Here is a 25,944-nt window from a genome sequence, read left to right on the forward strand (position 1 = left end):
AACCGACGAGACCGTCCTCCCGACCGAACTCACCGCATAGCCTCAAAACGAGATCACCGAGTGGCCGTCGATACACCACTCCAGCGGACGTGACCCGCCCGGCCAGGCGAGGGCGGGTGGACCGTGCGATGAGGCAACGCTCAGGACCTGGCAAGCCGCCTCATCACCGCGGCTGCGGCCACTGCGGCGAAGAGCAGGGCCGCACGGGGCGGCCGTGGACGTCATCGGCGTGGAACCCCGTCAGATCCTCTGCTGTCCCGGTTCGCCCCACCACCACGCCTCGGTCGTCCAGCACCGCGACTGCCGGCCGTCCAGGGCGGACATCCCGGCCGGGACCGGCACCAAAGACAACTCATAGCTGCTTGGGAGGCTACCGAGTCGGCGTCTTCACCATTCACTGGGTGATCCATAATGCTGGCTTCCTGGTAAGAGCCATGCGGCTACGAGAGACCGACACGCGCGGACGACTCCTGTCGCGTGCGGCTCGCCGACGGGTCACAGGGCACCGGCCCTGGCGGGCAGGTCCTGTTCGGCCCAGACGACCTTGCCGTCCGTTGCGCAGCGGGAGCCCCACCTGCGCGAGAGCTGGGCGACCAGGTGGAGGCCGCGGCCGTGCTCGTCGAGCGTGTGGGGACGGCGGGGGCGTGGCTGGCCGGTGTTGCTGTCGAAGACCTCGCACGTCAGCACTCGGTGCTGGATGAGCCGTAGGCGGCTGGGTTCGCCGCCGTGGCGGATGGCGTTGGTGACCAGTTCGCTGACGATCGACTCCACGGGCGTCACGAGCGGCTCCAGACCCCATTCCCTGAGCTGACGGGCGGCCAGGCGCCGGGCTGTTGTGACGGTGACCGGTTCGTTCGGCAGGTCCCAGGAGGCGACCTGGGTGGGCTCGAGCGCGCGGGTCCGGGCAAGAAGCAAGGTGACATCGTCGGCCGGCGTGTGACTCCGCAAGGTCTCCATCACTCGCGAGCACATGTCCTCCGGGGATGCGCCCGGCTGTGCCAGGGCGGCGCCCAGGCGGCGCAGGCCGGCGTCGATGTCCTCGTCCCGGGACTCGACCAGCCCGTCGGAGTAGAGGGCGAGCACGCTTCCTTCGGGCAGTTCCAGTTCCACGGACTCGAAGGGGACCAGGCCGAGGCCGAGTCCGAGCGGGGCTCCGGCGGGCAGGTCGGGGACGGTGACCCCGCCCTGCGCGCCGACGATCAGGGGCGGCGGATGCCCGGCCCGCGCCATGGTGCACCGCCGGGTGACCGGATCGTAGACGGCGTACAGACAGGTGGCGCCCACCACCGCGGGGGCCTGGTCGGTATCGTCGGTGTCGTCGGTGTCCTCGTCGTTCAGCCGCCGGACCGTGTCATCGAGGTGCGTCAGCAGTTCGTCCGGGAGCAGGTCGAGGTCCGCGAGCGTGCGCACGGCGGTGCGCAGCCTGCCCATGGTCGCCGCGGCGTTGATGCCGTGTCCCACCACATCGCCGACGACCAGGGCCACCCGGGCACCGGACAGCTCGATCACGTCGAACCAGTCACCCCCCACGCCGTGGTCCATGTCCGCCGGCACATAGCGCGAGGCGACCTCGACGGCGGCACCGCCCTGCACACGATGGGGCAGCAGGTCGCGTTGCAGCGTGAGGGCCGCGGTGCGCTCGCGCGCATACTGCAGGGCGTTGTCCAGGCTGAGCGCGGTCCGGGTGACGAGCTCCTCGGCGAGGAGCAGGTCGTCCTCCTGGAACGGCGTCTGTTCCTCGGAGCGGCCGAACAGCGCCAGTCCCAGCACGCAGCGCCGCGAACGGATGGGCACCACCATCAAGGAGTGGACGCCGCTGTCCCGCACCTTCTGCGCCCGCACCGGGTCGTGGTCGACCCACGGACCGGCCTGGGTGTCGAGCACCGGCTCCAGGTGAGACCTGCCCGTGCGCAGGGCGACGGCGAACGATGAGCTCGGGTGGGTGTGGATCACCTCTTCCCGGACCCACGGCAACTCCAGGAGTCCCAGGTCGATGGAGGCCACCCCAGCACGGCGCAGCAGCGGTGGGCGGCCGCTCGTCGTGCCGATCCGTGCCGAGGGTTCCACGCCAAAGGGAATCGACTCGACCAGATCGACGAGGGCGTGGTCGGCCAGCAGGGGCACGGCGAGTTCGGCCAGTTCCTGCCCGGTCTGCATGACGTCGAGGGTGCTGCCGATGCGCGTACTCGCCTCGCTGAGGATGGCAAGGCGTTCGCGCGCCCGCCGGTTTCCGGTGACATCCACGGTCATGGAGCACACTCCCAGGGGCGTGCCGTCCGCGTCCTGGAGGCAGAAGAACGAGGCCGAGAACGCATGTTCACGGCGCCCGTCCGACAGCGGCCACGCCCGGTATTCGTGGACCATGGTGGTACCGCTCTGCAGCACCTGCTGCATCACCACCTCGAGCGCTTCGGCCTCCACGGCGGGCAGCGAGTCCTTCAGACGGCGTCCGAAGCGCCGGTCACGGGGAATGCCGTCGTGGCGCTCCATGGCGTCGTTCACCCAGGTACAGCGCAACTGTGGGTCATACACCACGATGCCGATCGGTGCATGGGCAAGGAGCGATTCCCGCACCGGTCCGTTGGCAGGCTCCGAGGACAGGGCGCCTATGTCGGTCACGGATACCAGCCACCGGGTGCCGGCGTCCTGTGCCCACAACAGCGAGACCCGCAGCGACATCTTGAGCGTGTGGCCGTCGCGGTGGCGGACCGCGGCGGTGCCGGACCAGCCACTTTGGGCACGGCGCTGCTCGGCGAACAGCGAAGCCATTCGGGCCTCCTCAGGGGGCGGTAGCACGTGCGCGGCGGATCGGCCCACCACTTCCGCAGCCGAGTACCCGACAAGTCGCTCAGCGGCCTGCGTCCACGCCGCCACCGTCCCGTCCGCATTGATCACCGCTATCGCCGAGTCCGGTATCTCACCGGGGCTCACCGGCTTGGCGAGTGGCGTGTGGTCGGTATGCGTCATCGTGGTTGATCCCCTTCAGTTCGGAGGTGAGGGAGTGCCGGCATGCGGGCGCGGCCGCCCGGTCTGTAGCCGTGGTGGACGGTGATGGGCAGGAGGCGGAGACCCCGGGGGTAGCGGGAGCCTTGCGGTGCAGCGGGCGACCTCCGCCGCTGCCCTGTGACCCGCAGCCCGACATCCGCCACCTTTGCACCGTTTTGCCCACTTCTGATGAAATAGTCAGATACGACCGCTTCATCGTCAAGGCCACCGAAACTGATCGTTCAATCAAATATGGCCATGCAGTGCGACGAGGGAGGTGTGGCGGCCTCTGTCGCCGCTGTAATCACTGCCCCCGGGGCGGCGAAGTTGGGTCTGGCGAGGTTCAGGCTGGACAATTCGCAGCGGCAGCGCGATGATGAATTCATCAGAACTGGTGACCTTGTGTGCGGTGTATGCCGATGTCAGCCTCACCCAGGAATCGATTCGAACGCCGTCGGGCCGAGACCCGGCAGGCACTCGTCCGCGCCGCGCGGCAGCTTCTGGCCGATTCGGGCGATACGAGCGCCAGCATCCGGACCATCGCGGAGTTCGCCGACGTGGGCTTCGGCTCGTTCTACAACCACTTCACGTCCAAGCCGGACCTGTTCGACGCAGCCGTGGCCGATGCACTGGAGGAGTTCGCCCGAGCCGTCGACAAACATCTGTACGGCGTCGACGACCCCGCCGAGCGCCTCGCCGCCGGTATGCGGCTCAGCGCACGCATGGCCAGCTCACACCCGGAGATCATGCGGATTCTCTGCCACAGCGAGCTCGTCCGCATATGCGCCGGCTGCGGACTGGCTCCGCGCGCGAGACACGACGTGGAGCAGGGCATGACTTCTGGCCGCTTCACCGTGGTCGACCCGATGATCGCCTTGACCGTGCTGAACGGCAGCCTGCTGGCGCTCCTGCAGCTCTGGTCCCATCAGCCCGAGGCCGACAGGGACCATGCAGCCGCAAAGATGGCCGAGATGCTCCTGCACATGCTTGGCGTCTCCGCGGACGAGGCCCGTGACCTCGCCCGGCGGCCCCTTCCCGCTGCGGCGTGAAGACGATGTGCTGTCTGCCGACGACGCGGCTTCACAGTCGAATGGACAGGGGGCGGGGGCCGCGGAGCATGGCGTTCTGACGGTAGAGGGGCGGGTCCTCGACCAGGCGGGCGCTGCCGAGGTGGGGAAGCAGCGCGCTGAGCGCGATGTATGCCTCGATCCGGGCCAGGGGTCCGCCGTAGCAGAGGTGGATACCGCTGCCGAAGCCGAGGTGTTGGTTGTCTGGGCGGGTGGGGTCGAACCGGTCGGGCTCGTGGAACCGCATGGGGTCGCGGTTGCCTGATGCCAGCACCAGAATGACGGACGCGTGTTGCGGGATCTTGGTGCCGGCGACGTCGATGTCGGCGTGCGGGATGCGCTCGCGCATGTGGACCGGGAGCTCGTTACGCAGCAGTTCCTCCACTGCTAGCGGCAGCAGTTCGGGGTCGCGGCGCAGCCGGTCCAGCTGCTCGGGATGCGGTGAAGCCCTCCTCACGCAGCGCCTCCGCGGCTCTCAGCCCGGCCAGCGACGCGCCGACGATGACGAACGGCCGTCTTTCAGGTCACCGGGCACCGGTGCTCACCTCTTCCCCGAGGAGGACCTGCACCAGGGCACGCCGCCGGGGCCTGACGTACCCACTCCACCTGGTCGTCCGGGACGGCCGTGGCGTACAGCAGCCCCTCCTCCCCGTGCAGCTCGAACACCTCAGGGGCGAGGAACACGCACTGTGCATAGCCCTGGCAGCGTGTGAGGTCGACAACGGTCCGCATCTCCACCACTTCTTCCTCCGTTGTCACACCCCCCTCATCTCCAGCGTGGGGCCAGAGCTGAGTGCCTGCATGCCTTGTGATGGAGAGCTGGTATTCGGGCCAGCAGGGTGAGGGGGAAGGAGACGAACTCCCGGCAACCACCTTCCAGTTGCTGAGAAGCGTTCAGGTACATCCCTTCGGCCAGGTGGTCCGGGTGACCCGAGTCACTGTCACCGCCGCCCCATTTCCATACGTCGTATGGTTATCCTGGCAGGGCGATTCCATACATCGTATGGAACTGCTGACGGACAACGCCACACAACGCCAGGCGCTACACATCGCCTGCAAAAGCAGCCGTTGGTGCAGACCGCACCAACCGGAAGGAAAGATCATGAAGAAGCTCACGAAGCGGATTGCTGTCGCCGTTTCCTCCGTGGCGGTCGCGGGTGTCGCCGTTGTCGGTGCCGGGGGCACCGCTTCGGCCGCGACTCCCGCCTCCGTGCACGTCCAGCGGTCGGCCGAGGTCAACCCCGCCGACTACCGCTGGGACCACGGCGTGGGCTACCTGATCGAGCAGGGCTACTGCTGGGACGCAGAGCGTGGCTGGCACCACGACGACCATGTCGCCGGCTCCCTCTGGCACAGCCGCGACGGTCGCTGCTACCGCTGGGACGATGAGGGGCGCGAGTGGAAGTCCGACAGGTCCTACCGGTACGACTGGAACCGCTACGAGAGCGACGGCCGGGGCTGGGACCACCACGACTGGAACCGCGGTGACCGGGACTACTTCGACTGGGACCACTACTACCGGAACCACGGTGGCTGGGACTCCTACGGATGGGACCACTACGGCCGGAACCACGGTGACTGGTAAGACAGGTCCCGTCTGTGCCCCTGAGCGGAGGCTGTACCTCTCACCTTGATGCCTGTCGGCGGCGGGGATGCGACCGCTGGTCACGGATCAGCGGTCCCCTGCCCGCCGCCCGGGCGGCCTGCTCCCTGCTCCCTCTGAACCTGCCTGCGGCACCACCTCGTGCCACAGGCGCGCGTCGCCCAACTTCCGCGACGCCATGACCCGCACGGTCCGCCGATACTGTCCGGCGCCCTGGACCTGCTGAACACCTCCTGATTCGATGCGTGCTTGTCGCCACGAGCGCCGGGGCGCAGCCGAGGCAAGGGGGGTGCCTTGGAGTGAATGCCCATGGAGTCTTCGAGGACCGTGGTTCGGGCCGTGACCGCGCAGCTCGTCGTCTCGCGCACCTGCTCACAGCCCTTGTGCATGCGGCTGCGGTACGAGCCTGCTGATCCCTACGTCGTCCGTGCCGCCTTTTTCGTCCACAGCGACGAGCCGGTCGAATGGGTCCTGGGGCGTGACCTTCTGGCCGACGGGCTGAACGGTTGCGCAGGGCATGGGGACGTCCGGATCTGGTCGGCCGCCAACCGTGGTGACCCCGCGATGTACATCGCTCTGGGGTCTCGCGCGGGCACCGCCCTTGTCGAGGTCCCCGTACACGACGTCAAGACCTTCCTGGAGCGCACGGAGACCGTGGTGCCACGGGGCACCGAGGCCGGCATCGACTGGGACGCCGAACTGGCATACCTGCTCTCGCAAAGCTGACCACTGATCATCCATGCTCAGACGGAAAAGGATCGACTGTTGATGGCCCAGTACCAGCTTCGTGTCTACACGCTGTGCAGCCGGAAGGCGCTCGTCGCCTACGCGAACATCTGGTCCAAGCACATTCCCGGCATGGCGAAGCACCGGATCACCACGCACGGTGTCTGGACGGTGCCCGCGGCTCCCGGCAGTGAGACGCCCCAGCTGTACGCCCTCGTCTCCTACCGGGACGGCGACGACGTGCAGGAGCGGCTGCTGGCGTATCTGGCCAGCCCGGAATTCCGCGCCGACATGGAGGGCTTCGACCTCAGCCAGATCGTCGGCGTCACCGAGACCGCACTGACGCCCACCCCCGACTCACCCTTGCGCTGAGGGTTCTCGCGCGACGGGATGCTTCGGCCATGGCGGCCGGCGTCCAACGGGTCTCGTTACAAGGCAGTTCCCTCGGCGCCGGACATGAGGTGCGGCCGGTGCAGATGACGCGAGGGGGTGCGTTGGATGATCAGGAAAGCGTCGTCGTCGGTGAGTCGCCCTGCGGTGTATTCGAGCAGGTCGTGGTGAATGTGGTGCAGCAGCGCGTCGGGGCTTGAGGCGGGGAAGAAGGCGACCCGTGGGCGAGCGGGTAGAAGGCTCCGGCGGGTGAGCGGGCTTCGATGACGCCGGGTCGGTGCTGTCCTTCCGGACGCAGAGGGCGCACAGGCCCAACGGGGGCGCGGGCCGGCGGGAGTACAGGACGGTCACCTGGTCTCCACAGATCAGCCGGGGCGGGGGATGGCCGCAGCTAAGCTTCTCGGCCTGCGGGCCCTGATCGGGGATGTCTAGCAGGGCAGCGGTGATGAAGTGCTCGTGGGCGTCGTGCACCGCGCCGCCCTGCTCTGCCACCACACGAAGACGGCCACCAGTACGGCGCCGACCGCCAGCATGCCCCAGGTCGCGGCCGAGCCCCAGCCGTTTGTCTCGGCGTTCGAGAATCCGTAGACCAGGCAGAACAGCCCGATGGTGACCAGCACGGTGCCGGGGACATCGAGCTTCGAGGACGTATCGCGCGGGGTGCGGTGCAGCAGGGCTGCTCCACCGACGAACGCCACCCCCGCGAAGATCACGTTGACGTACATGGTCCAGCGCCAGTCCAGGTACTGGGTCAGCACGCCGCCGAGGATCAGACCGATGGCTCCGCCGGCACCGGCAACTGAACCTGCGACGGTGAACGCCTTCGCCCGTTCACGGGGATCGGTGAAGGTGGTCATCAGGACCGACAGGGCGGACGGGGCCAGCAGTGCGGCGAACAGGCCCTGGACGGCGCGCGCGATGACGAGCATGGCGAATCCGTTCGCCGCGCCTGCGACCATGGAAGCGGCCGCGAAGCCGGCCAGCCCCACCAGGAACGTCACCTTCTGCCCGACCAGGTCGGTGACCCGGCCGCCGAGTAGCAGCAGGCTGCCGAAGGCGAGCGCGTAGGCGGTGACCACCCACTGCCGAGAGGCGTCGGAGAAGCCCAGGTCGTGCTGGGCGGACGGCAGGGCGATGTTCACGATGGTGCCGTCGAGGACACCCACCAGCATGGACAGCGAAACGACCAGCAGAATCCACCAGCGCCCCTGATGCGAGCGATCGGGCACATTCTCAGGTGCGGTCTCGGCGCCGCGAGCAGCGGCGGTGGCGTTCTGGGACATGCGGGGCAGCCCTCCAGACAGCGGTGGGGGATGGAGGAAGAGAGAAAAAACGGATCGAGAGATCGGGTAGGGCTCATCCGGTACGGGGCGCCACTTCGCGCTCACGGGCGGGAGCAGCCGGCGGCTGCCCGCCTCGGTGACGGAGGCGCGGTTATGCAGCTCGACGAGGCCGACGATTTCCTGCCTCAGAAAGGACGAACACGCGCCCTTTGCACGCAGCGTCGGCATAGGGCTGCCGTGCAGGATTTGTGGAACCACCCCGCCGGGCGGTCTCCCCCGATGTCACGGGGGGTGGCTCCACCGTGTCGCAGCCCTGGCGTCGCCCGACTGCGGGCGCGGCTCAGGTGCGAGTGCCTGGGGCACAGCGCCTCAGGATGATCGGGTCAGCGGTCGGTGCCCTGGCCGTCACGATCGCCGGTGAGCCGGCTTTCCAGGCCCGTGATCAGCGTGTCCAGCACGAGGCGGAACATGTGGTCCTGGTCAGGGCCTTCATGCGCTGCAGCCGCAGGGCCGGGATCTGCGTCCGCGGCTTCCTCTTCGTCGATGTCGGGGCCGGGGGGTGTGAGGTTCGCCCACTGGTGGAGCGAGCCGTTGAGTTCGGCGCTGAGGACACCGACGACGACGGCGACCATCAGCGCGGCGATCTCCGAGACCTTTGACTGCGGCACTCCGGCAGCCGCCACGATCGCGGTGAGCGCGGTCCAGAACGGGTCGTCGGGCTGGATGAAGTCAGGCTGGTGGCTGAAGGAGTAGGCCATCAGCTTGGGGTGCCGGCGCGCCAGCGTCCGGAAGTCCGTGGCGAGCAGGCGGATCCGCTCCTGCCAGGGCGCGTCCTCCAGCGTCACGGTGCGGAACTGCGCTCCCACCCTTCTCGTCACCCCGCGCAGCACGGCTTCCTTGTTCGCCACATGGTGGTACAGCGACATCGGGTTCGCGTCGAGCACGGTCGCGAGCTTGCGCATGGTGAGTGCCTCGACCCCGTCCGCGTCGATGAGCCGCAGGGCGGCGGCGTAGATCCCGGCCTCGGTCAGAGGCACGTCTCTCTTCCTTGTGCCCCGCGGGGGACGCCTCGGCTTTTCCATACCACGTACGGTACCAGTTCCGTACGTCGTACGGAAATGAGCTTCCTCACAGCGGTCACCTGCCCACCCGGGTTGCACTCCGCTTTCCGTACCGCGTATGGTTTTAATGCCATACGACGTATGGTTCTGTCGTGCAGCGCGGCATCGACCGGCGCCCTTGCCCTTCCCCTCTCTCCGTACAAAGGAGCAAGCCATGAGCACGAACACCGCGAACGACCTTCGCCCCATCCGGTCCCCGCGGGGGATCCCTCTGCTCGGCCACACGCCGCAGATCCCTGACACCAACCCGGTGGAGTACTTCGGTGAGCTGTCCAAGCAGTTCCCCGAGGGCATCTACGGCATGGACATCGCCGGCATCGAGCAGGTCTTCGTCTACGACCCGGACCTGGTGGCCGAGGTCAGCGACGAGACGCGGTTCTTCAAGCAGATCGACAAGACGCCGCTGCACCACATCCGGGACTTCGCCGGCGCCGGCCTGTTCACCGCCCACCAGCACGAAGAGGAATGGGGCAGGGCACACCGGATCCTGCTGCCGGCGTTCAGCCAGCGGGCCATGAGGGGCTACTTCGGGCAGATGCTGGAGATCGCCCAAAACCTGGTGGGCAAGTGGGAGCGCCGGGAGGGTCAGCCGGTCAACATCACCGACGACTACACCCGCCTGACGCTGGACACCATCGCTTTGTCGGGGTTCGGTTACCGGTTCGAGTCCTTCGACAAGGAGGAGCTGCACCCGTTCCTCAACGCGATGCTGGGCGCGCTGACCGAGTCGATGCGGCGCTCTCAGGAGCTGCCGATGATGACCAAGCTGCGCAGGGCCGATGCCAAGAAGTACGGCGAGAACATCCAGGTGATGCGCGAGCTGGTCGAGAGCGTGATCAAGGAGCGCCAGGAGGGCAAGGGCAGCGCTGAGGACGACCTGCTGGGCCTGATGCTGGAGGCCACCGACCCGGAGACCGGCAAGCGGCTGGACGTCGACAACGTGCGTGACCAGGTGCTGACGTTCCTGATCGCCGGGCATGAGACCACCAGTGGTCTGCTGTCGTTCGCCACGTACTCGCTGATGCGTAACCCGCACGTGCTGGCCCAGGCGTACGCCGAGGTGGACCGCCTGCTGCCCGGCGACACCGTCCCGGACTACGACACGATCATGCAGCTGGACGTCATCCCGCGGATCCTGGAGGAGACCCTGCGGCTGTGGGCTCCCATCCCGATGATCGCCAAGGCGCCCATCGACGACACCGTCATCGGCGGCCGCTACGAGCTGAAGAAGGGCACACGGGTCAGCATCCTTGAAGGCCCGCTGCACACCCACCCCAAGGCGTGGGAGCGGCCCGACGAGTTCGACATCGACCGCTGGCTGCCGGAGAACCGCGTCCAGCAGCACCCGCACGCCTACAAGCCGTTCGGCAACGGCGTTCGTGCCTGCATCGGCCGCCAGTTCGCGCTCACCGAGGCCCGCCTGGCCCTGACACTGGTGCTGCAGAAGTTCAAGTTCTCGGACACCAGCGACTACGCGATGGACGTACGGGAGGCGCTGACGCGCAAGCCCGGCAACTTCGAGCTGATCGTCCGCCGCCGTCAGGAGCACGAGCGGACCGTCTTCGGCGCCGCGGACCTGCAGACCGACGACACCCAGGCCCAGGCAGCGGTCAGCGGTGTGGGTGTGAACCTGACGGTGGCGTATGGCTCCAGCCTGGGCTCCTGCGAGGACCTGGCGCGCACCATCGCCGACCGAGGTGAGCGCTCCGGCTTCGGCACCACGCTGGTGAGCCTGGACGAGCTGGGTGACAACCTGCCCACCGAGGGCCTGCTCGCCGTGGTGGCCGCCAGCTACAACGGCAAGGCTCCCGACAACGCCCAGCGCTTCGACGACCTGCTCGCCGCCGGGCTGCCCGAGGGCTCGCTGGCGAATGTGCGGTACGCGCTGCTGGGCGCCGGCAACACCCAGTGGGTGGCCACCTACCAGGCATTCCCCAAGCGGATCGAGGAAGGTCTGCTGGCGGCCGGCGCCACCCCGGTCGTGGAGCGCGGCATCGCGGACGCCGCCGGTGACTTCGACGGCATGGCCACGCGGTGGATGGACACCCTGTGGGCCACTCTGGCCGAGGAGTACGCCGCCGACACCTCCCAGGCGAGCGGCCCCCGCTACGAGGTCCAGCTGCTCACCGAGTCCGACGTGCGTCCCGCCATCGTCTCCGAGCAGGCGTACCCGCTCACCGTGGTGGCGAACGAGGAGCTCGTGGCCGACGCGACCGGCCTGTGGGACTTCCAGATCGAGCCGCCGCGCCCGTCCGCGAAGTCCATCACCTTCGAGCTGCCCGACGGCGTCACCTACGACACCGGCAACCACCTGGCCGTCTTCGCCAAGAACGAGCCCGCCCTGGTGGAGCGCGCACTGAGGCGGCTCAGCGTCGAGTACGACCAGGTGCTCCGGCTCGACCAGCCGGCCGGTGGCCGCAGCCACCTGCCGGTCGGCACCCCGGTCACCGCCGGCATCCTGCTCACCGAGTTCCTGGAACTACAGGACGTGGCCACCCGCTCCCAGATCCAGACGCTCGCCGAGTACACCGAGTGCCCGTGGACCCGGCCGCAGCTGCTGGCGTACACCGCCGACACCCAGGAGGCCGAGGATCGCTACAGCAAGGAGATCCTCGCCAGGCGGGTCTCGGTGCTGGGGCTTCTGGAGCGCTTCCCCGCGGTCGAGCTGCCGCTGGCGGTGTTCCTGGAGATGATGGGCCCCATCCGCCCGCGCTTCTACTCCATCTCCTCCGCCCCGTCCGCCAACCCGCGCCATGTGCGCCTGACCGTCGGCCTGCTGGAGGGCCCGGCCCTGTCCGGCGACGGCCAGTACCGCGGCACCTGCTCCTCCTACATCGCCGGCCTCGAGCCCGGAGACATCGTCTACGGCTACGTCCGCGTGCCCTCCCCGACGTTCGCACCGCCCGCCGACCCCGCCACGCCGCTGATCCTCATCGGCCCCGGCACCGGCATCGCGCCGCTGCGCGGCTTCCTGGAGGAACGGGCGACACAGCACGCCAACGGCACCCAGGTGGGCCTGTCCCAGGTCTTCGTCGGCTGCCGCCACCCCGAGCACGACTACTTCTACCGCCAGGAGATGCAGAACTGGGAGCAGACCGGCATCGCCCAGATCCACACCGCCTACTCGGCGGTGACCGGCCACCCGGCCCGGTTCGTGCAGAACGCCATCGCGAACGCCGCCGACACGGTGTGGCAGGCGATCGAGGACGGCGCGTACATCTACGTCTGCGGTGACGGCCGCCGCATGGCCCCCGCCGTCCGCGAGGCACTCGCCGCCATCCACCGCCAGAAGACCGGCAGCGACGACGACACCGCCCAGCAGTGGCTCGCCCAGCTCGAGGCCGACGAGCGCTACCAGCAGGACGTCTTCGCCTGACCGTCGCACGCCGTCAAGGCGCGCCGACCCCCAGCCGCCGGGAGGCGTGCGGCACCCCCCGCTGCCGGCCGTACGCCTCCCGGCCACCACAAGCCCCTCACGCACCCCGTGGCACCCAGCGTCCCGGATCACCGGGCGGTGCCGGTCACAGAAAGCAGACCTTCATGGACACCATGCTCGCCGGACGCTTCCACCTGGACAGCAAGAAGTTCGCCGTGGAAGAGGTCCCGATCCCCGTGCCGGGCCCGGGCGAGGTCCTCATCGAGGTCAAGGCCGCCGGCGTCTGCCTCTCCGACGTCCACCTCCTCGACGGCTCCCTCGTCCCGCTGTTCGCCACCTCCGACACCATCACCGTCGGCCACGAGGTCTCCGGTGTGATCCACACGCTCGGCCCCGACCTCAAGCGCGGCCTGCCCGTCGGCACCCGCGTCACCCTGGAGGCCGGCAAGACCTGCGGCAAGTGCGCCGGATGCGTGCGCCACCGCCCCTGCACCCAGATGCTCACCGCCGGCATCGACTACGACGGCGGCTGGGCCGAGTACGTGATCGCCCGCGAGGACACCCTCATCCCCATCCCCGACAGCCTCCCCTTCGACCAGGCCGCGATCATCCCCGACGCGGTCTCCACCCCCTACGCCGCCGTCGTCGCCACCGCGGGCGTCCGTCCCGCCCAGTCCGTCGGCGTCTGGGGAGTCGGCGGAGTCGGCGCCCACAACGTACGCCTCGCCCGCCTCGTCGGCGCCGCACCCATCATCGCCGTCGACCCCCTCCCCAGCGCCCGCGAGCGCGCCCTCGCCTTCGGCGCGGACATCGCGCTCGACCCGGCCGCACCCGACTTCGCCGACCAGGTCCGCGCCGCCACCGGCGGACGCGGCCTCGACTTCGCATTCGACTGCGCCGGCGTCCCCGCCGTCCGCGACCAGGCCGCCTCCGTACTCGGCCTGGGCGGCTCCCTCATCCTGGTGGGCATCACCCCCAGGCCGCTCACCATCACCGAGGGCCTGACCTTCAACTACCTGCAGAAGCAGGTGCGCGGCCACTACGGAGGCTTCCCCGAATCCGTCTCCGAGCTGGTGCAGCTGACCGCGGCCGGACGCCTCGACCTGGCCCCCTCCATCACGGACCACATCCCGCTCGTCGACGCGGCCGACGCGGTCCACCGTCTCGAGAACAAGATCGGCGACCCGATCCGCCTCATCCTCGTCCCCTGACACCTGTCAGCAGGACAACAAGCCACCCTGGGCAGGGGTGAGTGGGCGCCGGTGCGTGAGGGAGCACCGGCGCCCACGGCTTTCCGGCAACCGCGGACAGACACAACCATGCAGACGACCGACACCCCGGGCCGCGCACCGCAGCGCAGCGACGCTCGCGCGAACCGTCAACGCATCCTCGCCACCGCTCGGCGGAAACTGCGGGACGACCCCGACGCAAGTCTCGACAGCATCGCTGTGGCGGCCGGCCTCGCGCGGCGCACCCTCTACGGACACTTCTCCAACCGGCACGCGCTCATCACCGAGTTGGCGCAGGAAGCAGCCCAGGCGCTTCGCCAAGCGTTCGCCATGACACGCATCCCGGGCGCTGATCCGCTGGAGGAGATGGCGCGGATGGCCCTGGCGGCATGGGCGGTGGGCGACCAGTACCGCATGCTCATCTCCCTCGGTCGCCGCCACCTCGGAGAGGAGGCCATCCGCGCCACCCTGGCACCTGCCCGCCAAGAGGCCATCGCGGCCATACGGCGTGGCCAGCACGAAGGCGTGTTCGCGAACCACGTCCCCGCGCCCGTCCTCGCCCAAGCACTGGAAGCACTGATGCTGGCCCTCGCCGAGGAGAACACCACGTCCACCTGGGCGGACCCCACGGGTGAGGCCGCGGCGACCGCGTTCCTCGTCGCCGCCGGCGTAGCACCACAGACCGCATCACGCCGGGTTCGAGCCGTGTTGCATGACCAAGTGGTGTCTGTGCTGCAGCCAGATGCAGCCATGACATGACCGGAACGCCGCCTAGCTGCGCGGTACTGGTGGTCACCCCGGTCGGAGCAGCTGTACCGACTCGTTGACCAGTGTGGATCGAAACGCCTCAGGCACGAAGTGCCGCGCCACTCGGTCCCGTCCACGTGGGAGCGAAGACCCTGACCCGCGGCACGAGGCTTCGGCATCTTTACCTGCTCTGTGCCGTTTCTTCGCTTCTCAATAAAAATATCCATCCTTGTAGGAGTTCGTTCATGCCTGCCATTCTCATCCACGGCGTACCCGACACCCACCACGTGTGGGACGGCGTGCGCGAGCACCTGACCCGCAGCGACGTGGAGGCTTGGGACCTGCCCGGTTTCGGTTCGCCGCGACCCGAGGGCTTCCACTGCACCAAGGAGGAGTACGTCTCCTGGCTCATCGAGCGGTTGGAGGCACTCGGCGAGCCGGTCGACCTGGTCGGCCACGACTGGGGCTGCCTCCTCACCGCGCGCGTGGCTTCCGTACGGCCGGATCTGATCCGCACGTGGGCCGGCAGCAACGGTCCGGTCAGCGCCGAGTACGTCTGGCATCCACTGGCCAAGCTGTGGCAGGATCCGGTCGCGGGCGACCGCTGGGCCAAGGAGTACGACCCCGGCGCGTTCGCCAAGGACCTGACCGACAACCTCCAGGTCCCGGCTGAGCTGGCCGGACAGACGGCCGACCGCGTGGACGAGACCATGCGCGACAGCATTCTCAAGCTGTACCGTTCCGCATTGACGGTCGGTGCGGAGTGGGAACCGGATCTGGCGGACCTGACCGGACCGTCCCTGGTGTTCTGGGGGGCGTTCGACCCAGTCTGCCCCGTCGACTTCGGCGAGAAGATGGCCGCTTCCGTGCGCGCCACCCGTTTTCTGAGGCTGGACAGCAGCCACTGGACGCCGATCCAGAAGCCGGCCGAGGTCGCCGCCGCCCTCGAGGAGCACTGGAGCAGCTCTCGGGTGTGACTGGCACGTCCGCAACAGCGCCCGTGGGTGCATCTCGGGCGGCGCTGGCCCCATGCCGCCCGGCACCCATGGGAGGGCTCCCGCACCGCCGTGCATCCCGCCGAGCGGGGCGGGCGCTCATTCCAAGACGGCCGGAGCCTGGCGACGCTATGTCCCGTCGGACTGGCGATCACGCCGCGGAGCTAGGCCAATGACACCGTCACACGTCGCAAGCCTGGGCCGCCACTGTCATCGGTGTCCACGACCTCGTGGATCTCCTACGCCCCGGCCTGCAGGGCAACGGTGCCGTAGCACGGGGCCCAGCCGACTTGGCCAGCGGCGGCGCGCCAATCCGGACCCTCAGACGAGATCGGGCAGCGGGCGCCGCGTGACCTCGTGCGCGTCCTCAGGCGGGAGCCCGAGCATACGCAGGACCATCTCCGCCAGGTCGGAGGCGACCTCGTCGCCGTCGAGGTCGGGGCGGTCCAGCCTCAACGCCACCAGCGACAGCAGGGTGCCGCCCAGGGCCGACAGGGCTGTGGTGGGGTCGGCAGCGGTGAAGCGGCCCGAGGCGATGCCGCGTTCCAGATCGCGACGTGCTCGTGGCGACAGGCCACTCTCGGAGTGGATGTGGGCCAGGCCGCGGTCGCGCAGGATCCGCATGAGCTCGGGGTGGGAGTCCGTCATCCGGGCGGAGAGCCGGAAACCCGCCGCAACCAGCTCGGCGGGGTCCTCGATCCCTTCCACACGCTCGTCGATGACCTGGCCGAACTCCTCCAGCGCGTCCGTCACCGCCGCGTCGAGGAGCTCCGTCTTGGACTCGAAGTGGTTGTACAAGGAGCCGAAACCGACATCCGCGCGCTCGGCGATGGCCTGGATGCCGGCGCTGGTGTCCCCGGTCTCCGCGAGGATCTGTCGGGCCGCACGGATCAATGCCTGACGGGTCTCGGCGCGGGCCTGCGCCGTCCGTGCGGCAAGCGGCGTGGTTCGCCAATGGGTCCGGTCACACCACGGGGGTGAAGGTTTGCGGCGGAAGCAGCCGCTCCGGCCCTCGACTCCGTCTGGCGGACCGTCCGTCACGGCACCTTGTACTCGAGCTCAGCTCCTGGCCGATGGGCCGAGGGGCGAGGCGGCCGCGATTTCGAGCGCGACGCGCACTTCCAGCGAGGTGATTGCCGTGGTGGTGACGGGCAGCAGTTCCTCCGCGCGTTTGACGCGGTACGTGACGGTGTTGCGGGCTACGTGCAGGCGTTCGGCCGCGGCGCGGGGACTGCGTTCCTCGGCGAGGTAGACGCGCAGAGTTTCGCGCAGCTCACGCAGGCGGTCCCCCTCGGAGGCCAGCGGCCCGAGGACCTCCTGCAGGAACCAGCGTGCGTGTTCGGGGTCGGCCGTGACGAGGGCCGCCAGGCGGATGTCGTGGTAGTCGCAGAGCCAGGAGCCCGACGCGTGCGAGGCCATCCGTTGTGCCTGCAACGCCCCCAGATGGCTGCGGCGCATGCCGTGGGGCCCTGGTGCGGGCGGGCCGAGAGCCGCACGCACTCCTGCCGGCTCGGGCAGGGAGCTGCGCAGGTGCCGGACGTGGTCTTCGTCGGTCTTGCCGCTGACGGCGAACCATGCCCACACATGGTTGTCGTGAGCCGGGATGACGAGCGTCCTGGCCGCTCCCAGGGCGCGGGCCATGGTCGAGGCCGCGTGGTGCAGCCGTTGGGCGGCGGGCGCGGCGGTGGCGGTGTCGTCGCTCCACAGCACCGCGGCCACGTGCGTGCCTGACAGGTCGTAGCGCAGACGCAGGGCGGCGGCTTCCCGGTCGACCGGGCGGCCGGCCAGCAGTTCGTCGATGACGGCGCGGCGGGCGGCTTCGTCACTGCCGCGCCAGCGGTCCCGTTCGGCGATGTACTCCTCGGCCATCACGCTCGAATGGGCGTCGACGTAGGTGAACATCAGGTCGTCGATCCGGCGCAGCTCGGCCAGGCGCTGGTCGGCCGGGACGTGCTCCTCGACTGCTGCTGCCAGGCCGCGCGCCAGCTGCGCGTGCCCGAGCCGCACCCCCCGCAGGACGAGCTCGAGCGGGATGCCGCGGCGCGCGAACTCCCGGCATCCTTCCAGCGCCTCCTCGGTGAGGCTGGGGAGGGGCCGGCCGATGTCGGAGGCCATCAGGTGCAGGCCCGTCAGCACCGCGGACTGGGTCACACGCCGCAGGGTGGTCGCGGCAGCGGGACCGCCGCCGTGCTCGGGCACCTTCCTGAGGACCTCCTCCGCGATGGCGTCGGCGCTCTGGAGCGCCCACTCGACCGGGTCCGCGCCGAGTTCCGTGCGTGCCGCGGCCAGTTCCGCCGGTGGCAGGACGGGCTCGGTCAGGCGGCCGGGGTCCGGCCGCAACCACTGGAGCCACTGTCCCCTCACGCTTCTCGTCCCTCCGTCGCGGGGAAGGTGGGCGAGCGGGCCGCTCGCAGCTGCGACCCAGGTCAGGGAACCATATCTTCCCTGCTGAGTCGAGCAGCCGCGGACCCCGCCGCTGAGGACGACGAGCGCCGCCGTGCAGGCCGGCTGCAGGATGCGTCCTGCAGCCGGCCTGCACGGTCGCACCGTTCACCGGCAGGGGTTGCTCACCCCGCGCGGCGGCGCGGCGCAGTGCGTGAAGCGCCGCCGCGTGCCGCGCGTCGCTGTGCTCGGCGCGGCCTGCCATGGGCACCGGCTGCGCCGGTGGCTCAAGCGGTGACCTCCGGGGCGGGGGCCGCCGTGAGCCCGCCGCGCAGCGCAGTGACCAGACGCGGGAGGTCGGCCGTACTCTTGGCGCCGCCGAAGACGTAGAAGTCGGGGCGCACCAGCATGGCCTCGATGCCCGTACGGGCCAGGTCGGACAGGTAGGTGCGGTCGAGATCGACGACGTCGTCGGGGCCGTTCGCCGCCGGGTCGTCGGTGATCCTCAGCAGGCGGAGCCCGATCTGCGCGCACCAGGCCAGGGTGTCCTCGTCGAGCCCGTCACGCGGATCACCGGTGGTGAGCAGGGTGAGCCCGATGCCGACGGTTTCGTCGAACATGCCGGTACGGCCCCTGAACCGCACCCGTCCCTGCCGGCTGAGCTGCCCGGTCGGCTCCGCGGTGGCGCCGGTGCAGTCGCGGTCCAGCAGTCCGCCGGTGAAGGTCCCCAGGAACGGGTCTCCTTGTGGTACGCGGCCTGCCTGCTGGTCGGCGATCATGCGGGCGTCGCGCTCGGCGGCCGCCGCCGGGTCCGGCTCGCAGACAACCCTCCCCAGCATCACGGACTTCTCGATCGCGTTCTGCAGATGCCGGCATCGCTCGGTGGTGTAGGTGTCCAGCAGACTGTCGTCGGCTTTCCCGGACAGCACCAGGTCGAGCTTCCAGCTCAGGTTGATGGCGTCACGGAGGCCCGAGCACAGGCCCTGCCCGGCGAACGGCGGCATCTGGTGGGCCGCGTCCCCGGCGAGCAGCAGCCGGCCGTCGCGCCAGGAGTCCGCCCAGCGTGCCCGGAAGGTGTAGACGGTCTGCCGCTCAAGGGTGGCGTTGTCCGGGTGCAGGTCCCACGGCTCGAGCAGCTTCCAGGCGGTCTCGGCCTTGCTGAGCTCGGCGATGGACTCGCCGGGCAGGCGCATGAATTCCCACCGACGGCGGCCGGGGCCGCCGACCACCGCTGTGGTCGGCCGGGCCGGATCGCAGAGCTGCAGGTTCCGTGGCGTCCATGCGCGGTCCCGGTCATGGGGCATGACGTCGAGGACCAGCCAGTCGTACTTGAAGCCGAGGTCGGTGACCGAGGTGCGCATGCACGAGCGGATGAAGCTGTTGGCGCCGTCGCAGCCGACGACGTACGCGGCCCGGAGGGTACGCTGCGCGCGCACCCCGTCACGGAGCAGGGGCTCGTCTCCCGCGCTCTCCGCCACGGTGACTTCTACCGCCGTGGGGCCCGCCTGGACGGCCACGGCTTCCCAGCCGCGCAGAATGTCGATCCCCGGCAGCGACTGGACGCGCTCGTTCAGGGCCGCTTCCACGGTGGGCTGGTTGAACGCGCTCACGCTGGGCCAGCCGGAGTAGTTGTCGTCCGAGAAGTCGAAACGGAGGAGTAGCTGACCCTCTCCGTTGCGCCACTCGTAGTCGACAGCGGGTTCACTGACAGCGGCCATGTCCAACCCCAGCGATGCCAGGATGCGGCCGGCCTCGTGGTCGAAGACGACCGCGCGTGGCAGCGGGTAGGGCTGCGGCCAGCGTTCGACGATGCCGACGCGGCGGCCTCGGGTGGCCAGCTGGATGGCCGTGGCCAGCCCGACCGGACCGGCGCCGACGACCAGCACGTCGTAGGTCTCCGCGGCGAGACCCTCGGTCGAGGTGCTCATGTGCGTTCCTTTTCGTCTGTTCAGCCGGCGTCGTGCGCGCCGGTCATCATCGCGGCGAGGTCCTCGGGGCGGAGGAAGGACGGCGGTACGGGCGGGCCCCAGTTGTACAGGGCGAGGCGGGCGTCCTCCCACGTCCCTGGGGTCCACAGTTGGTCGTCGACGATGCAGTCCATGTCGGAGTAGTACTCGGAGAAGTTGCCGGCCGGGTCCCGGAGGTACCAGAAGAAGTTCGACCCCAGCTGGTGGCGGCCCAGACCCCAGACGTGGCGCTCGGGGTGGTCCTCCAGCATCCGGGTGGCGCCGCGTCCCACCTCGTCCACGTCGTCCACCTGCCAGGAGGTGTGGTGCAGGAAGGAGATGGGGGCCTTTTGGACGAGGACGTTGTGGTGGTCGGTGGAGCACCGCAGGAACGCCGCGCCCGGTACCAGGTCGCTGACCTTGAAGCCGAGCCCTTCGGTGAAGAAGCGCTGGGAGGCTTCCTGGTCGGTGGAGCCCAGGACGACGTGTCCGAGGCGGCGGACGCGCACCGGACCCTCTCGCAGCACGCCGGGGGCACGCTCGCCGGTCCGCTCGATCCGCCCGGGAGCGTTGTACGGCATCCGCGCGGCGGCGGGCTGCACGATGCGCGGCTGCACCTCGACGGTCACCGTCACCTCGGTGCCCGGGTCGACCGCGCGCAGGTGGTGGGTGTCCCGGACGAACGGCACGTCGAGCCGGTCGAGGGCCGAGCCGATCCGCCCGAGGTCATCCTGGTCGTCGGCGCTCAGGGTGAGTTCCTCCAGGCGGCGCCGTGCCGCGTAAATGATCTTGAGCTGTTCGCCACCGTCGGCAGTGGCGAATCGGCCGTCGCCGAGGTCGGTCAGTCCGAAATCGGCGTAGTAGGCCGAGGTGTCGGCCACATTGGGCACCCCGATCGTGATGTGCGCCACGCGGTGCAGGGCCATGGCAGTCTCCTCAAAGAGCTTCAGTGTGCGGGTGGTGTACTGCAGACAGGTGTGGGGCCGCGCGTCAGACGGGCTGGGTGCCTTCGGGGTAGGTGGGGCCGGCGACCAGGGGGTTGCGCAGCTCACCGATGCCGTCGATCCAGCTGCGCAGTTCCTCGCCGGGGGCCAGGAACCGGCGCGGGTTCCGGGCGCCACCCACGCCGGCCGGGGTGCCGGTGAAGATCAGGTCGCCGGGCAGCAGCGTGCAGATCGACGACATCCAGGCGATCTGCTGGGACACCGAGAAGATCATCTGGGAGGTACGGGAGTCCTGCATGGTCTCGCCGTCGATCGCGCAGCCGAGCGCGAGGTCGTCGGGGTTGTCGAACTCGTCCGGGGTGACCAGCACCGGCCCGGTCGGGCTGAAGCCGGGGAACGACTTGCCGAGAGAGAACTGGGGCGCCGGTCCCGACAACTGGATGCCGCGCTCGGACAGGTCCTGGCCGAGCGTGAGGCCGGCCACGTACCGCCACGCGTCCGAAGCGGCGACCTGGTGCGCCTCACGACCGATCACCGCTACCAGCTCGACCTCCCAGTCGACCAGGGCACTCGGCAGCTCGACCGTGGCGTAGGGCCCGGTCAGGGACGTGACGTACTTGGTGAAGACAGCGGGACGCTCCGGTACTGCGACCCCCGACTCCGCCACGTGGTCGGCGTAGTTCAGCCCGACCGCGAAGACCTGCCGCGGGCGCGGCACCGGCGCGCCCAGCTGCTGCTCCACCACGGCGATCCGCTCGTGGCCGGTCGCGGCCGCCGACTGGGCCCAGTCGCGGAACTCGGCCCAGCGGTCGAAGACCGCCTGCGGGTCCGAGGAGAACAGGCCGTCGCTGGCCTTCTCCACATCTACGGCGCCGTCGGGGAAGACGAGCACGAGACGGCTGTTGAGCGTGGCTGTCCGCATGGCACCACACCTCCATGTTCAGAAAGCGAAAAAGGGAAGGGGGAACGGGATGATCGGGTGATCATCCGGACGGTCGTTGTCGCTGCTCCGGCTGTGTGGCGGGAGACCGACCCGCCCTACGTCGTCAGGCGTCGGCCCGTCGCCAGACAATGCGGACCTGGGAGTCGTCGGCCGCGGCAGCTGTCAGCTCCAGCCGTCCCGGGCCGAACCGGACCTCGCGTACCAGGTCCGTCCCCGTCCACGGGGCGTAGTGACTAGTCTGAACGTGGTGCACGACCGACCCGTCCGCCTCGCGCTCCCAGCGTCCGGCGTACGCCACGGTCCCGGTGGCCATCTCCTCGAACGGGGATACGAACGGGGCATCATCGGGATGGACTGTCAGCAGTGCGCTCATCCAGCCGTCGGCGGCATAGTGCAGCACCCCCCTGGGACGCTCCCCGAGCAGACGGACGACCGTCCCTTGTCGTGTCAGCGAGAAGTCCTCAAGGACCCAAGCTCCGAGCAAACTGTCCATGCGTGCCTCGCACCGTGCTTCAGTTCCGTCGGCCCGGCCGCGCAGACACCGTCACAGCACCACGGTGACGACCCGACGGTCGGGCCGAGTGGCCGGCTCCTGCCACTCACACAGAGCAGTCAACCCGCGACCACGGCACGGGATCTTGGTCTCCGGAACTCAAAATTCCGCTTGCTTTGGGCTCACCGCACCCATGTGAGCAGCGCCCGTCCGCAACCCGCGCTTCGAAACGAAACGGAGTAGCTCGCGCGCCACCGGTGTCGTGCGACGCCCTCTCTTCGTGCCGCAGGCACGATCAGAGGTTCACGCCGGCGCTGCCCTCGCCCTTCGATGCGTTCAGCCGCTTGGTCTCGCCCTTGACGGAGGCGCCTTCCCATGCTCCTCCAACAGCTCCAGGAGCACGGCGTCCGCCCTTCTCTCGACGGCTCCCCGCATGGCGGGGCGTTGCCGGCAGGAAGTGCGGTGCGGACCGCGTGGCGGGGTCGGGGGGCAGTCCCATGCAGCGTATGGAAAGGGGTTTCGGGCCCTGGCCGACCCACCACGGCCAGCCCTTGCGACAGGGAGACGACCATGCACAAGCTCGTGCAGCGCGCCGCTCTCGCGACCACCTTGGCCGCCATCACCGCGGCAGCTGTCCTCGGCGCCGGGGGCACCGCCTCCGCCGGGCGTGGGCGAGGTGGGCGCCGCAGACTGTGCAACGGAAGAGCATGGTGGTCGCCCGCTCGCATCGGGGTGAGGGAATGCGCGGAACGTGTTCAGCGGGCCAGACCGTGACGGCCAGCTGGCTGTGGACGAGTGCGACCGTCGGCATGGGACGCGAGGAGCGGCCGGTGCAGATGGTGTGACGGGGTGCGTTCGATGATCAGGAAAGCGGCGTCGTCGGTGAGCTGCTCGCCGGTGTGCGCGAGCAGGTCGCGGTGAATGTGGTGCAGCAAGGCGTCGGGGCTTGAGGCGGGGAAGGAAGCGACGCGTTCGGTGAGCGGGTAGAAGGCTCCGGTCGGTGAGCGGGCTTCGATCACGCCGTCGGTGTAGAGCAGCAGCATGTCGCCCGGTTCCAATGCGAACCGGTCGGTCCGGTCGTTGAGTACGCACAGGGCACGCAGGCCCAATGGGGGTGCGGGACGGCGGGAGTTCAGGGCAGTCACCTGGCCACCGCGGATCAGCAGGGGCGGCGGATGGCCGCAGTTGAGCATCTCAGCCTGTGGGCCCTGATCGGGGATGTCGATCATGATGGCGGTGATGAAGTGCTCGCCGGCATCGTGCGCGGTGTCGGCGACCTCCTCCAAGTTCCGGCAGATGCTCTCTTCGACGGCCGTGGCGAGCTCGGGCAAGGAGGGGTACCGGTGAGCGCCCTCACGGAACGCACTCATCGCCACCGATGCTTCGCCGACGGAGGCAAGACCATGGCCTCGTACGTCGCCGATGAGTACCCGGGTGCAGGGGTGATCAGCGCGGGCGACCGCCAACAGGTCACCCCCGATCTGGGCCTCATCCTCGGCGGCCAGATACAGCCAGGCCACCCGCAACGGCCCGATCCGACGAGGTGGAGGCCGCAGCAGAACCCGCTGCGCCATCTCGGCCACCGCCCGCAACCGGCTCAGCTCCCGGGCATGCCGCTCCCGCACATAACAGACGAAGACCACCAGAGCTGACAGCACAGCCAGGGCGATCAGCTGCGCCACGTGGTTGGTCGTGGTCAGTCCGCCGTGGAAAATCGCGATGATCACCAGGGCGACCTCCGCCAGAGCCCCGACCAGAGCGGTAAGCCGCGGACCGGCGAAGGCGGCGGTCAACGTCGGCGCGATGACCAGCAGCGGGCCCAGGTGAACACTGGTCCCTATGCCGATGTCCACCGCAGCGATGGCCACGATCAGCGCCAGCGCCGTCACCAACAGACCGCGCTGCTGTTCCGGGAGCCGGTCCCGCCAGACACCCCGCAGACGCATATGTTCTTTTTACTCCTTTTTCGCGCGCAGGCTCCCCCAGGACATCGCACTCGCTGTTGCGACGCTGCGTCCCTCGACGCCTAGAGGATGTCCCGCAGGCGGTCGACGGCCACCGGGTTGGTCAGGTCAGCGCCCGGACCGGCGAGATCGCCATGGGGGGAGCGCGGCCACCGCCTCGTCATTCACGCCCCTACCCGCGCGTGGCCGGGGCGCGCCATGTGCTACGCGGATCGTTACGGACGAGTAGGCGGGTGCGATCGCAAATCAGGCACTCCCAGATCGTCGCAGGAACCCGGACTGCGTGAGGCGCCGACTGCATCGTCCGCGACAGCGCAGCCGATCTCACGGCGCAGCCGCACCGGAGCAATCCGGTGCGGCTGCGCCGTCTCAGAGCTCCGAGTAGAGTCCCGGCAGGCAGGACCCCGGCGGGTCCTCGCCGTATCACTCGTCTATCACGCAGCAATCACCGACTGGGCGGCCCCTCACGGACCAGAACGCTCTGACCTGGAGTTTCATGCCCGCCCTGGACTGACATGGACGCCCGAAGACGGTCTCTACGACATGTGCCAGGTGGTACCCAGTGAGGGTCCCAGGATCAGGACGGGAGCCTCTTCTGGCCCGTCAAAGCGGTATTGCAGGGTGTTCGACGGTGATCACTCACGCCTCAGACCCTCTCACGTCTCACGACTGCCCCTAGGACGGGGGGTGCGACTGCACAGGTCTGACCAGGTGGAAGACCCCGGGCCGCGCAGCGTTTGAGGCTGCGGGCGCCATGCCACTTCCTGGGTTTCAAGGTGCCTGACGCGGTGCTCAGCGAACTGCTCCCGATCCAGATACGGCCGCTTCGCCGGTCCGCTCGAGCGCAACGCCGCGGTGCCGCCTTCCTGCCAGGCCCGCCGCCACCGCTCCACCGACCGCACGCTGACCCGTAACTCCGCGGCGATCACCGAGCTCTTCTCACCGCGAGCGAAGCGATCAGCGGCCTGCAATCGCATAGCCTCGCGAAACGACTGCTCCTTGGCGGTCATCCCGCCCCCGTGCGCCTACCGCACGCATCGGGCACACCGCAACGATCAAGAACGGTCAGCAGCTATGACAACACACAACAAAGGTCAGTAACGCACGCAAACCCTTCGAGGGCAGCCCCTCCTGCGGGCCGCTCGCGCATCTCGCCGCCGAGTGGCCGGACCCGGGGGGGCGTCACTGCATGTTGGTGTGGCGAGCGTGCATCTGCTCGTAGGCGTCACCGTCGTCAGCGGCGAGTTCCATGACGACGGCATCGAGAATGAGCAGGGCTCCTTGTTCGAACAAGCTGCCGCCGAACTGGTCGGTCGCCGCCTTCGGCACGGGCAGCACGATGTCCGCGAGGTCTGCCAGCGTGCTCGCCGGATTCGCGGTCACGATCAGCGTTCGTGCCCCCAGTTCCGCCGCCCTGCGGGCGAAGTGCACGGAGACCGGTGTCTCACCGGAACCCGAGATGACGATGAGCCCGTCGCCCGCCCTCACGGACGGTGCTGTCGCCTCCCCCAGCACGTGCACTTCCCGGCCGAGGTGCATCAGCCGCATGGCCGTCATCGAAGCCACGAGCCCGGAGCGGCCCTGCCCGGTGGCGAACCATCGTCGCCCCCGAGTCCGGAGCTCGGCCACGGCAGCGGTGAAGGAGTTCTCGTCGACGTCCTGGAGGAGGTTCGCCACTTCGTGTCGGACGGCCAGCCACATCCGGCGTTCCTGAACCGATCGAGGATTCACTGGGCCACTCCTCTCTGGT

General features: G+C 69.3%; 20 protein-coding genes and 4 pseudogenes. 9 read left to right on the forward strand and 15 right to left on the reverse strand.

Translation table 11 applies throughout. The features are described from left to right. Positions 1-495: 495 nt before the first annotated feature. The gene (locus tag ACFYZE_RS34565) at positions 496-2,967 is read right to left on the reverse strand and encodes a SpoIIE family protein phosphatase (RefSeq protein WP_389003176.1); all 2,472 of its coding nucleotides are present in this window, start codon (positions 2,965-2,967) and stop codon (positions 496-498) included. A 431-nt stretch (positions 2,968-3,398) separates the two neighbouring features. On the opposite strand from ACFYZE_RS34565, the gene ACFYZE_RS34570 reads away from it, so the two are divergent. Continuing rightward, positions 3,399-4,034, forward strand: a complete 636-nt coding sequence (locus ACFYZE_RS34570; protein ID WP_389003179.1) for a TetR/AcrR family transcriptional regulator — start codon at positions 3,399-3,401, stop codon at positions 4,032-4,034. 31 nt (positions 4,035-4,065) lie between these two features. On the opposite strand, the pseudogene ACFYZE_RS34575 reads toward ACFYZE_RS34570, so the two are convergent. Together ACFYZE_RS34575 and ACFYZE_RS34580 are read right to left on the reverse strand one after the other, a co-directional pair. Beyond that, a pseudogene (locus tag ACFYZE_RS34575) lies at positions 4,066-4,488 on the reverse strand (cytochrome P450); the annotation flags it as partial. 88 nt (positions 4,489-4,576) lie between these two features. Then, positions 4,577-4,784: pseudogene (locus ACFYZE_RS34580) on the reverse strand (ferredoxin). Between the two features lie 370 nt (positions 4,785-5,154). Between ACFYZE_RS34580 and ACFYZE_RS34585 the strand changes: the two are divergent. The 4 genes from ACFYZE_RS34585 (at position 5,155) to ACFYZE_RS34600 (ending at position 6,971) form a co-directional block, all read left to right on the forward strand. Next, positions 5,155-5,637: a hypothetical protein gene (locus ACFYZE_RS34585; protein ID WP_389003181.1), complete on the forward strand. Its 483-nt coding sequence runs from the start codon at positions 5,155-5,157 to the stop codon at positions 5,635-5,637. A gap of 327 nt (positions 5,638-5,964) precedes the next feature. Further along, positions 5,965-6,381 carry an SsgA family sporulation/cell division regulator gene (locus ACFYZE_RS34590; protein ID WP_389003184.1) on the forward strand — a complete coding sequence of 139 codons (417 nt, stop codon included), beginning with the start codon at positions 5,965-5,967 and terminating at the stop codon, positions 6,379-6,381. Between the two features lie 42 nt (positions 6,382-6,423). Further along, positions 6,424-6,753 carry an NIPSNAP family protein gene (locus ACFYZE_RS34595; protein WP_389003186.1) on the forward strand — a complete coding sequence of 110 codons (330 nt, stop codon included), beginning with the start codon at positions 6,424-6,426 and terminating at the stop codon, positions 6,751-6,753. 29 nt (positions 6,754-6,782) lie between these two features. Continuing rightward, a complete protein-coding gene (locus ACFYZE_RS34600; protein WP_389003330.1) occupies positions 6,783-6,971 on the forward strand; it encodes a hypothetical protein in 189 nt (62 codons plus the stop codon). A gap of 163 nt (positions 6,972-7,134) precedes the next feature. Here the strand turns inward: ACFYZE_RS34600 and ACFYZE_RS34605 are convergent. The 3 genes and pseudogenes from ACFYZE_RS34605 to ACFYZE_RS34615 form a co-directional block, all read right to left on the reverse strand. Beyond that, positions 7,135-7,266, reverse strand: a pseudogene (locus ACFYZE_RS34605) (serine/threonine-protein phosphatase); the annotation flags it as partial. Continuing rightward, positions 7,230-8,054 (reverse strand): annotated as a pseudogene (locus tag ACFYZE_RS34610) (MFS transporter); the annotation flags it as partial. The pseudogenes ACFYZE_RS34610 and ACFYZE_RS34605, both read right to left, overlap by 37 nt. A 383-nt stretch (positions 8,055-8,437) precedes the next feature. Then, positions 8,438-9,091, reverse strand: a complete 654-nt coding sequence (locus ACFYZE_RS34615) for a TetR/AcrR family transcriptional regulator (RefSeq protein ID WP_389003189.1) — start codon at positions 9,089-9,091, stop codon at positions 8,438-8,440. Between the two features lie 238 nt (positions 9,092-9,329). Between ACFYZE_RS34615 and ACFYZE_RS34620 the strand changes: the two genes are divergently transcribed. From ACFYZE_RS34620 to ACFYZE_RS34635, 4 genes are all read left to right on the forward strand, one after another. After that, positions 9,330-12,551 (forward strand): bifunctional cytochrome P450/NADPH--P450 reductase, encoded by a 3,222-nt coding sequence (locus ACFYZE_RS34620; RefSeq protein WP_389003191.1) that lies wholly within the window; start codon positions 9,330-9,332, stop codon positions 12,549-12,551. Positions 12,552-12,715: 164 nt separating this feature from the next. Beyond that, positions 12,716-13,762, forward strand: a complete 1,047-nt coding sequence (locus ACFYZE_RS34625) for a zinc-binding dehydrogenase (protein ID WP_389003194.1) — start codon at positions 12,716-12,718, stop codon at positions 13,760-13,762. A gap of 108 nt (positions 13,763-13,870) precedes the next feature. Continuing rightward, positions 13,871-14,539 (forward strand): TetR/AcrR family transcriptional regulator, encoded by a 669-nt coding sequence (locus ACFYZE_RS34630; protein ID WP_389003197.1) that lies wholly within the window; start codon positions 13,871-13,873, stop codon positions 14,537-14,539. A 233-nt stretch (positions 14,540-14,772) separates the two neighbouring features. Continuing rightward, complete coding sequence (locus ACFYZE_RS34635; RefSeq protein WP_389003200.1) at positions 14,773-15,504, forward strand: alpha/beta fold hydrolase; 732 nt, start codon at positions 14,773-14,775, stop codon at positions 15,502-15,504. Positions 15,505-15,843: 339 nt separating this feature from the next. On the opposite strand, the gene ACFYZE_RS34640 is transcribed toward ACFYZE_RS34635, so the two are convergent. From ACFYZE_RS34640 to hxlB, 9 genes are all read right to left on the reverse strand, one after another. Continuing rightward, the gene (locus ACFYZE_RS34640) at positions 15,844-16,416 is read right to left on the reverse strand and encodes a TetR/AcrR family transcriptional regulator (RefSeq protein ID WP_389003203.1); all 573 of its coding nucleotides are present in this window, start codon (positions 16,414-16,416) and stop codon (positions 15,844-15,846) included. 165 nt (positions 16,417-16,581) lie between these two features. Beyond that, complete coding sequence (locus tag ACFYZE_RS34645) at positions 16,582-17,886, reverse strand: PucR family transcriptional regulator (protein WP_389003206.1); 1,305 nt, start codon at positions 17,884-17,886, stop codon at positions 16,582-16,584. A gap of 305 nt (positions 17,887-18,191) precedes the next feature. Beyond that, entirely contained in the window at positions 18,192-19,832 is a 1,641-nt protein-coding gene (locus ACFYZE_RS34650; RefSeq protein WP_389003208.1) for a bifunctional 3-(3-hydroxy-phenyl)propionate/3-hydroxycinnamic acid hydroxylase, read from the reverse strand. Positions 19,833-19,852: 20 nt separating this feature from the next. Continuing rightward, entirely contained in the window at positions 19,853-20,776 is a 924-nt protein-coding gene (locus ACFYZE_RS34655; protein WP_389003210.1) for a VOC family protein, read from the reverse strand. 64 nt (positions 20,777-20,840) lie between these two features. Continuing rightward, positions 20,841-21,716 carry a fumarylacetoacetate hydrolase family protein gene (locus tag ACFYZE_RS34660; RefSeq protein ID WP_389003212.1) on the reverse strand — a complete coding sequence of 292 codons (876 nt, stop codon included), beginning with the start codon at positions 21,714-21,716 and terminating at the stop codon, positions 20,841-20,843. Between the two features lie 124 nt (positions 21,717-21,840). Beyond that, positions 21,841-22,230 carry a lipocalin-like domain-containing protein gene (locus ACFYZE_RS34665; RefSeq protein WP_389003214.1) on the reverse strand — a complete coding sequence of 130 codons (390 nt, stop codon included), beginning with the start codon at positions 22,228-22,230 and terminating at the stop codon, positions 21,841-21,843. Between the two features lie 755 nt (positions 22,231-22,985). Beyond that, positions 22,986-24,119, reverse strand: a complete 1,134-nt coding sequence (locus ACFYZE_RS34670; protein WP_389003217.1) for a PP2C family protein-serine/threonine phosphatase — start codon at positions 24,117-24,119, stop codon at positions 22,986-22,988. A gap of 731 nt (positions 24,120-24,850) precedes the next feature. Beyond that, complete coding sequence (locus tag ACFYZE_RS34675; protein ID WP_389003220.1) at positions 24,851-25,204, reverse strand: helix-turn-helix domain-containing protein; 354 nt, start codon at positions 25,202-25,204, stop codon at positions 24,851-24,853. Positions 25,205-25,376: 172 nt separating this feature from the next. Further along, complete coding sequence (gene hxlB, locus ACFYZE_RS34680; protein WP_389003223.1) at positions 25,377-25,925, reverse strand: 6-phospho-3-hexuloisomerase; 549 nt, start codon at positions 25,923-25,925, stop codon at positions 25,377-25,379. Positions 25,926-25,944: the final 19 nt, after the last annotated feature.

Source organism: Streptomyces sp. NPDC001796 (genome assembly GCF_042892355.1).
Lineage (GTDB): Bacteria > Actinomycetota > Actinomycetes > Streptomycetales > Streptomycetaceae > Streptomyces.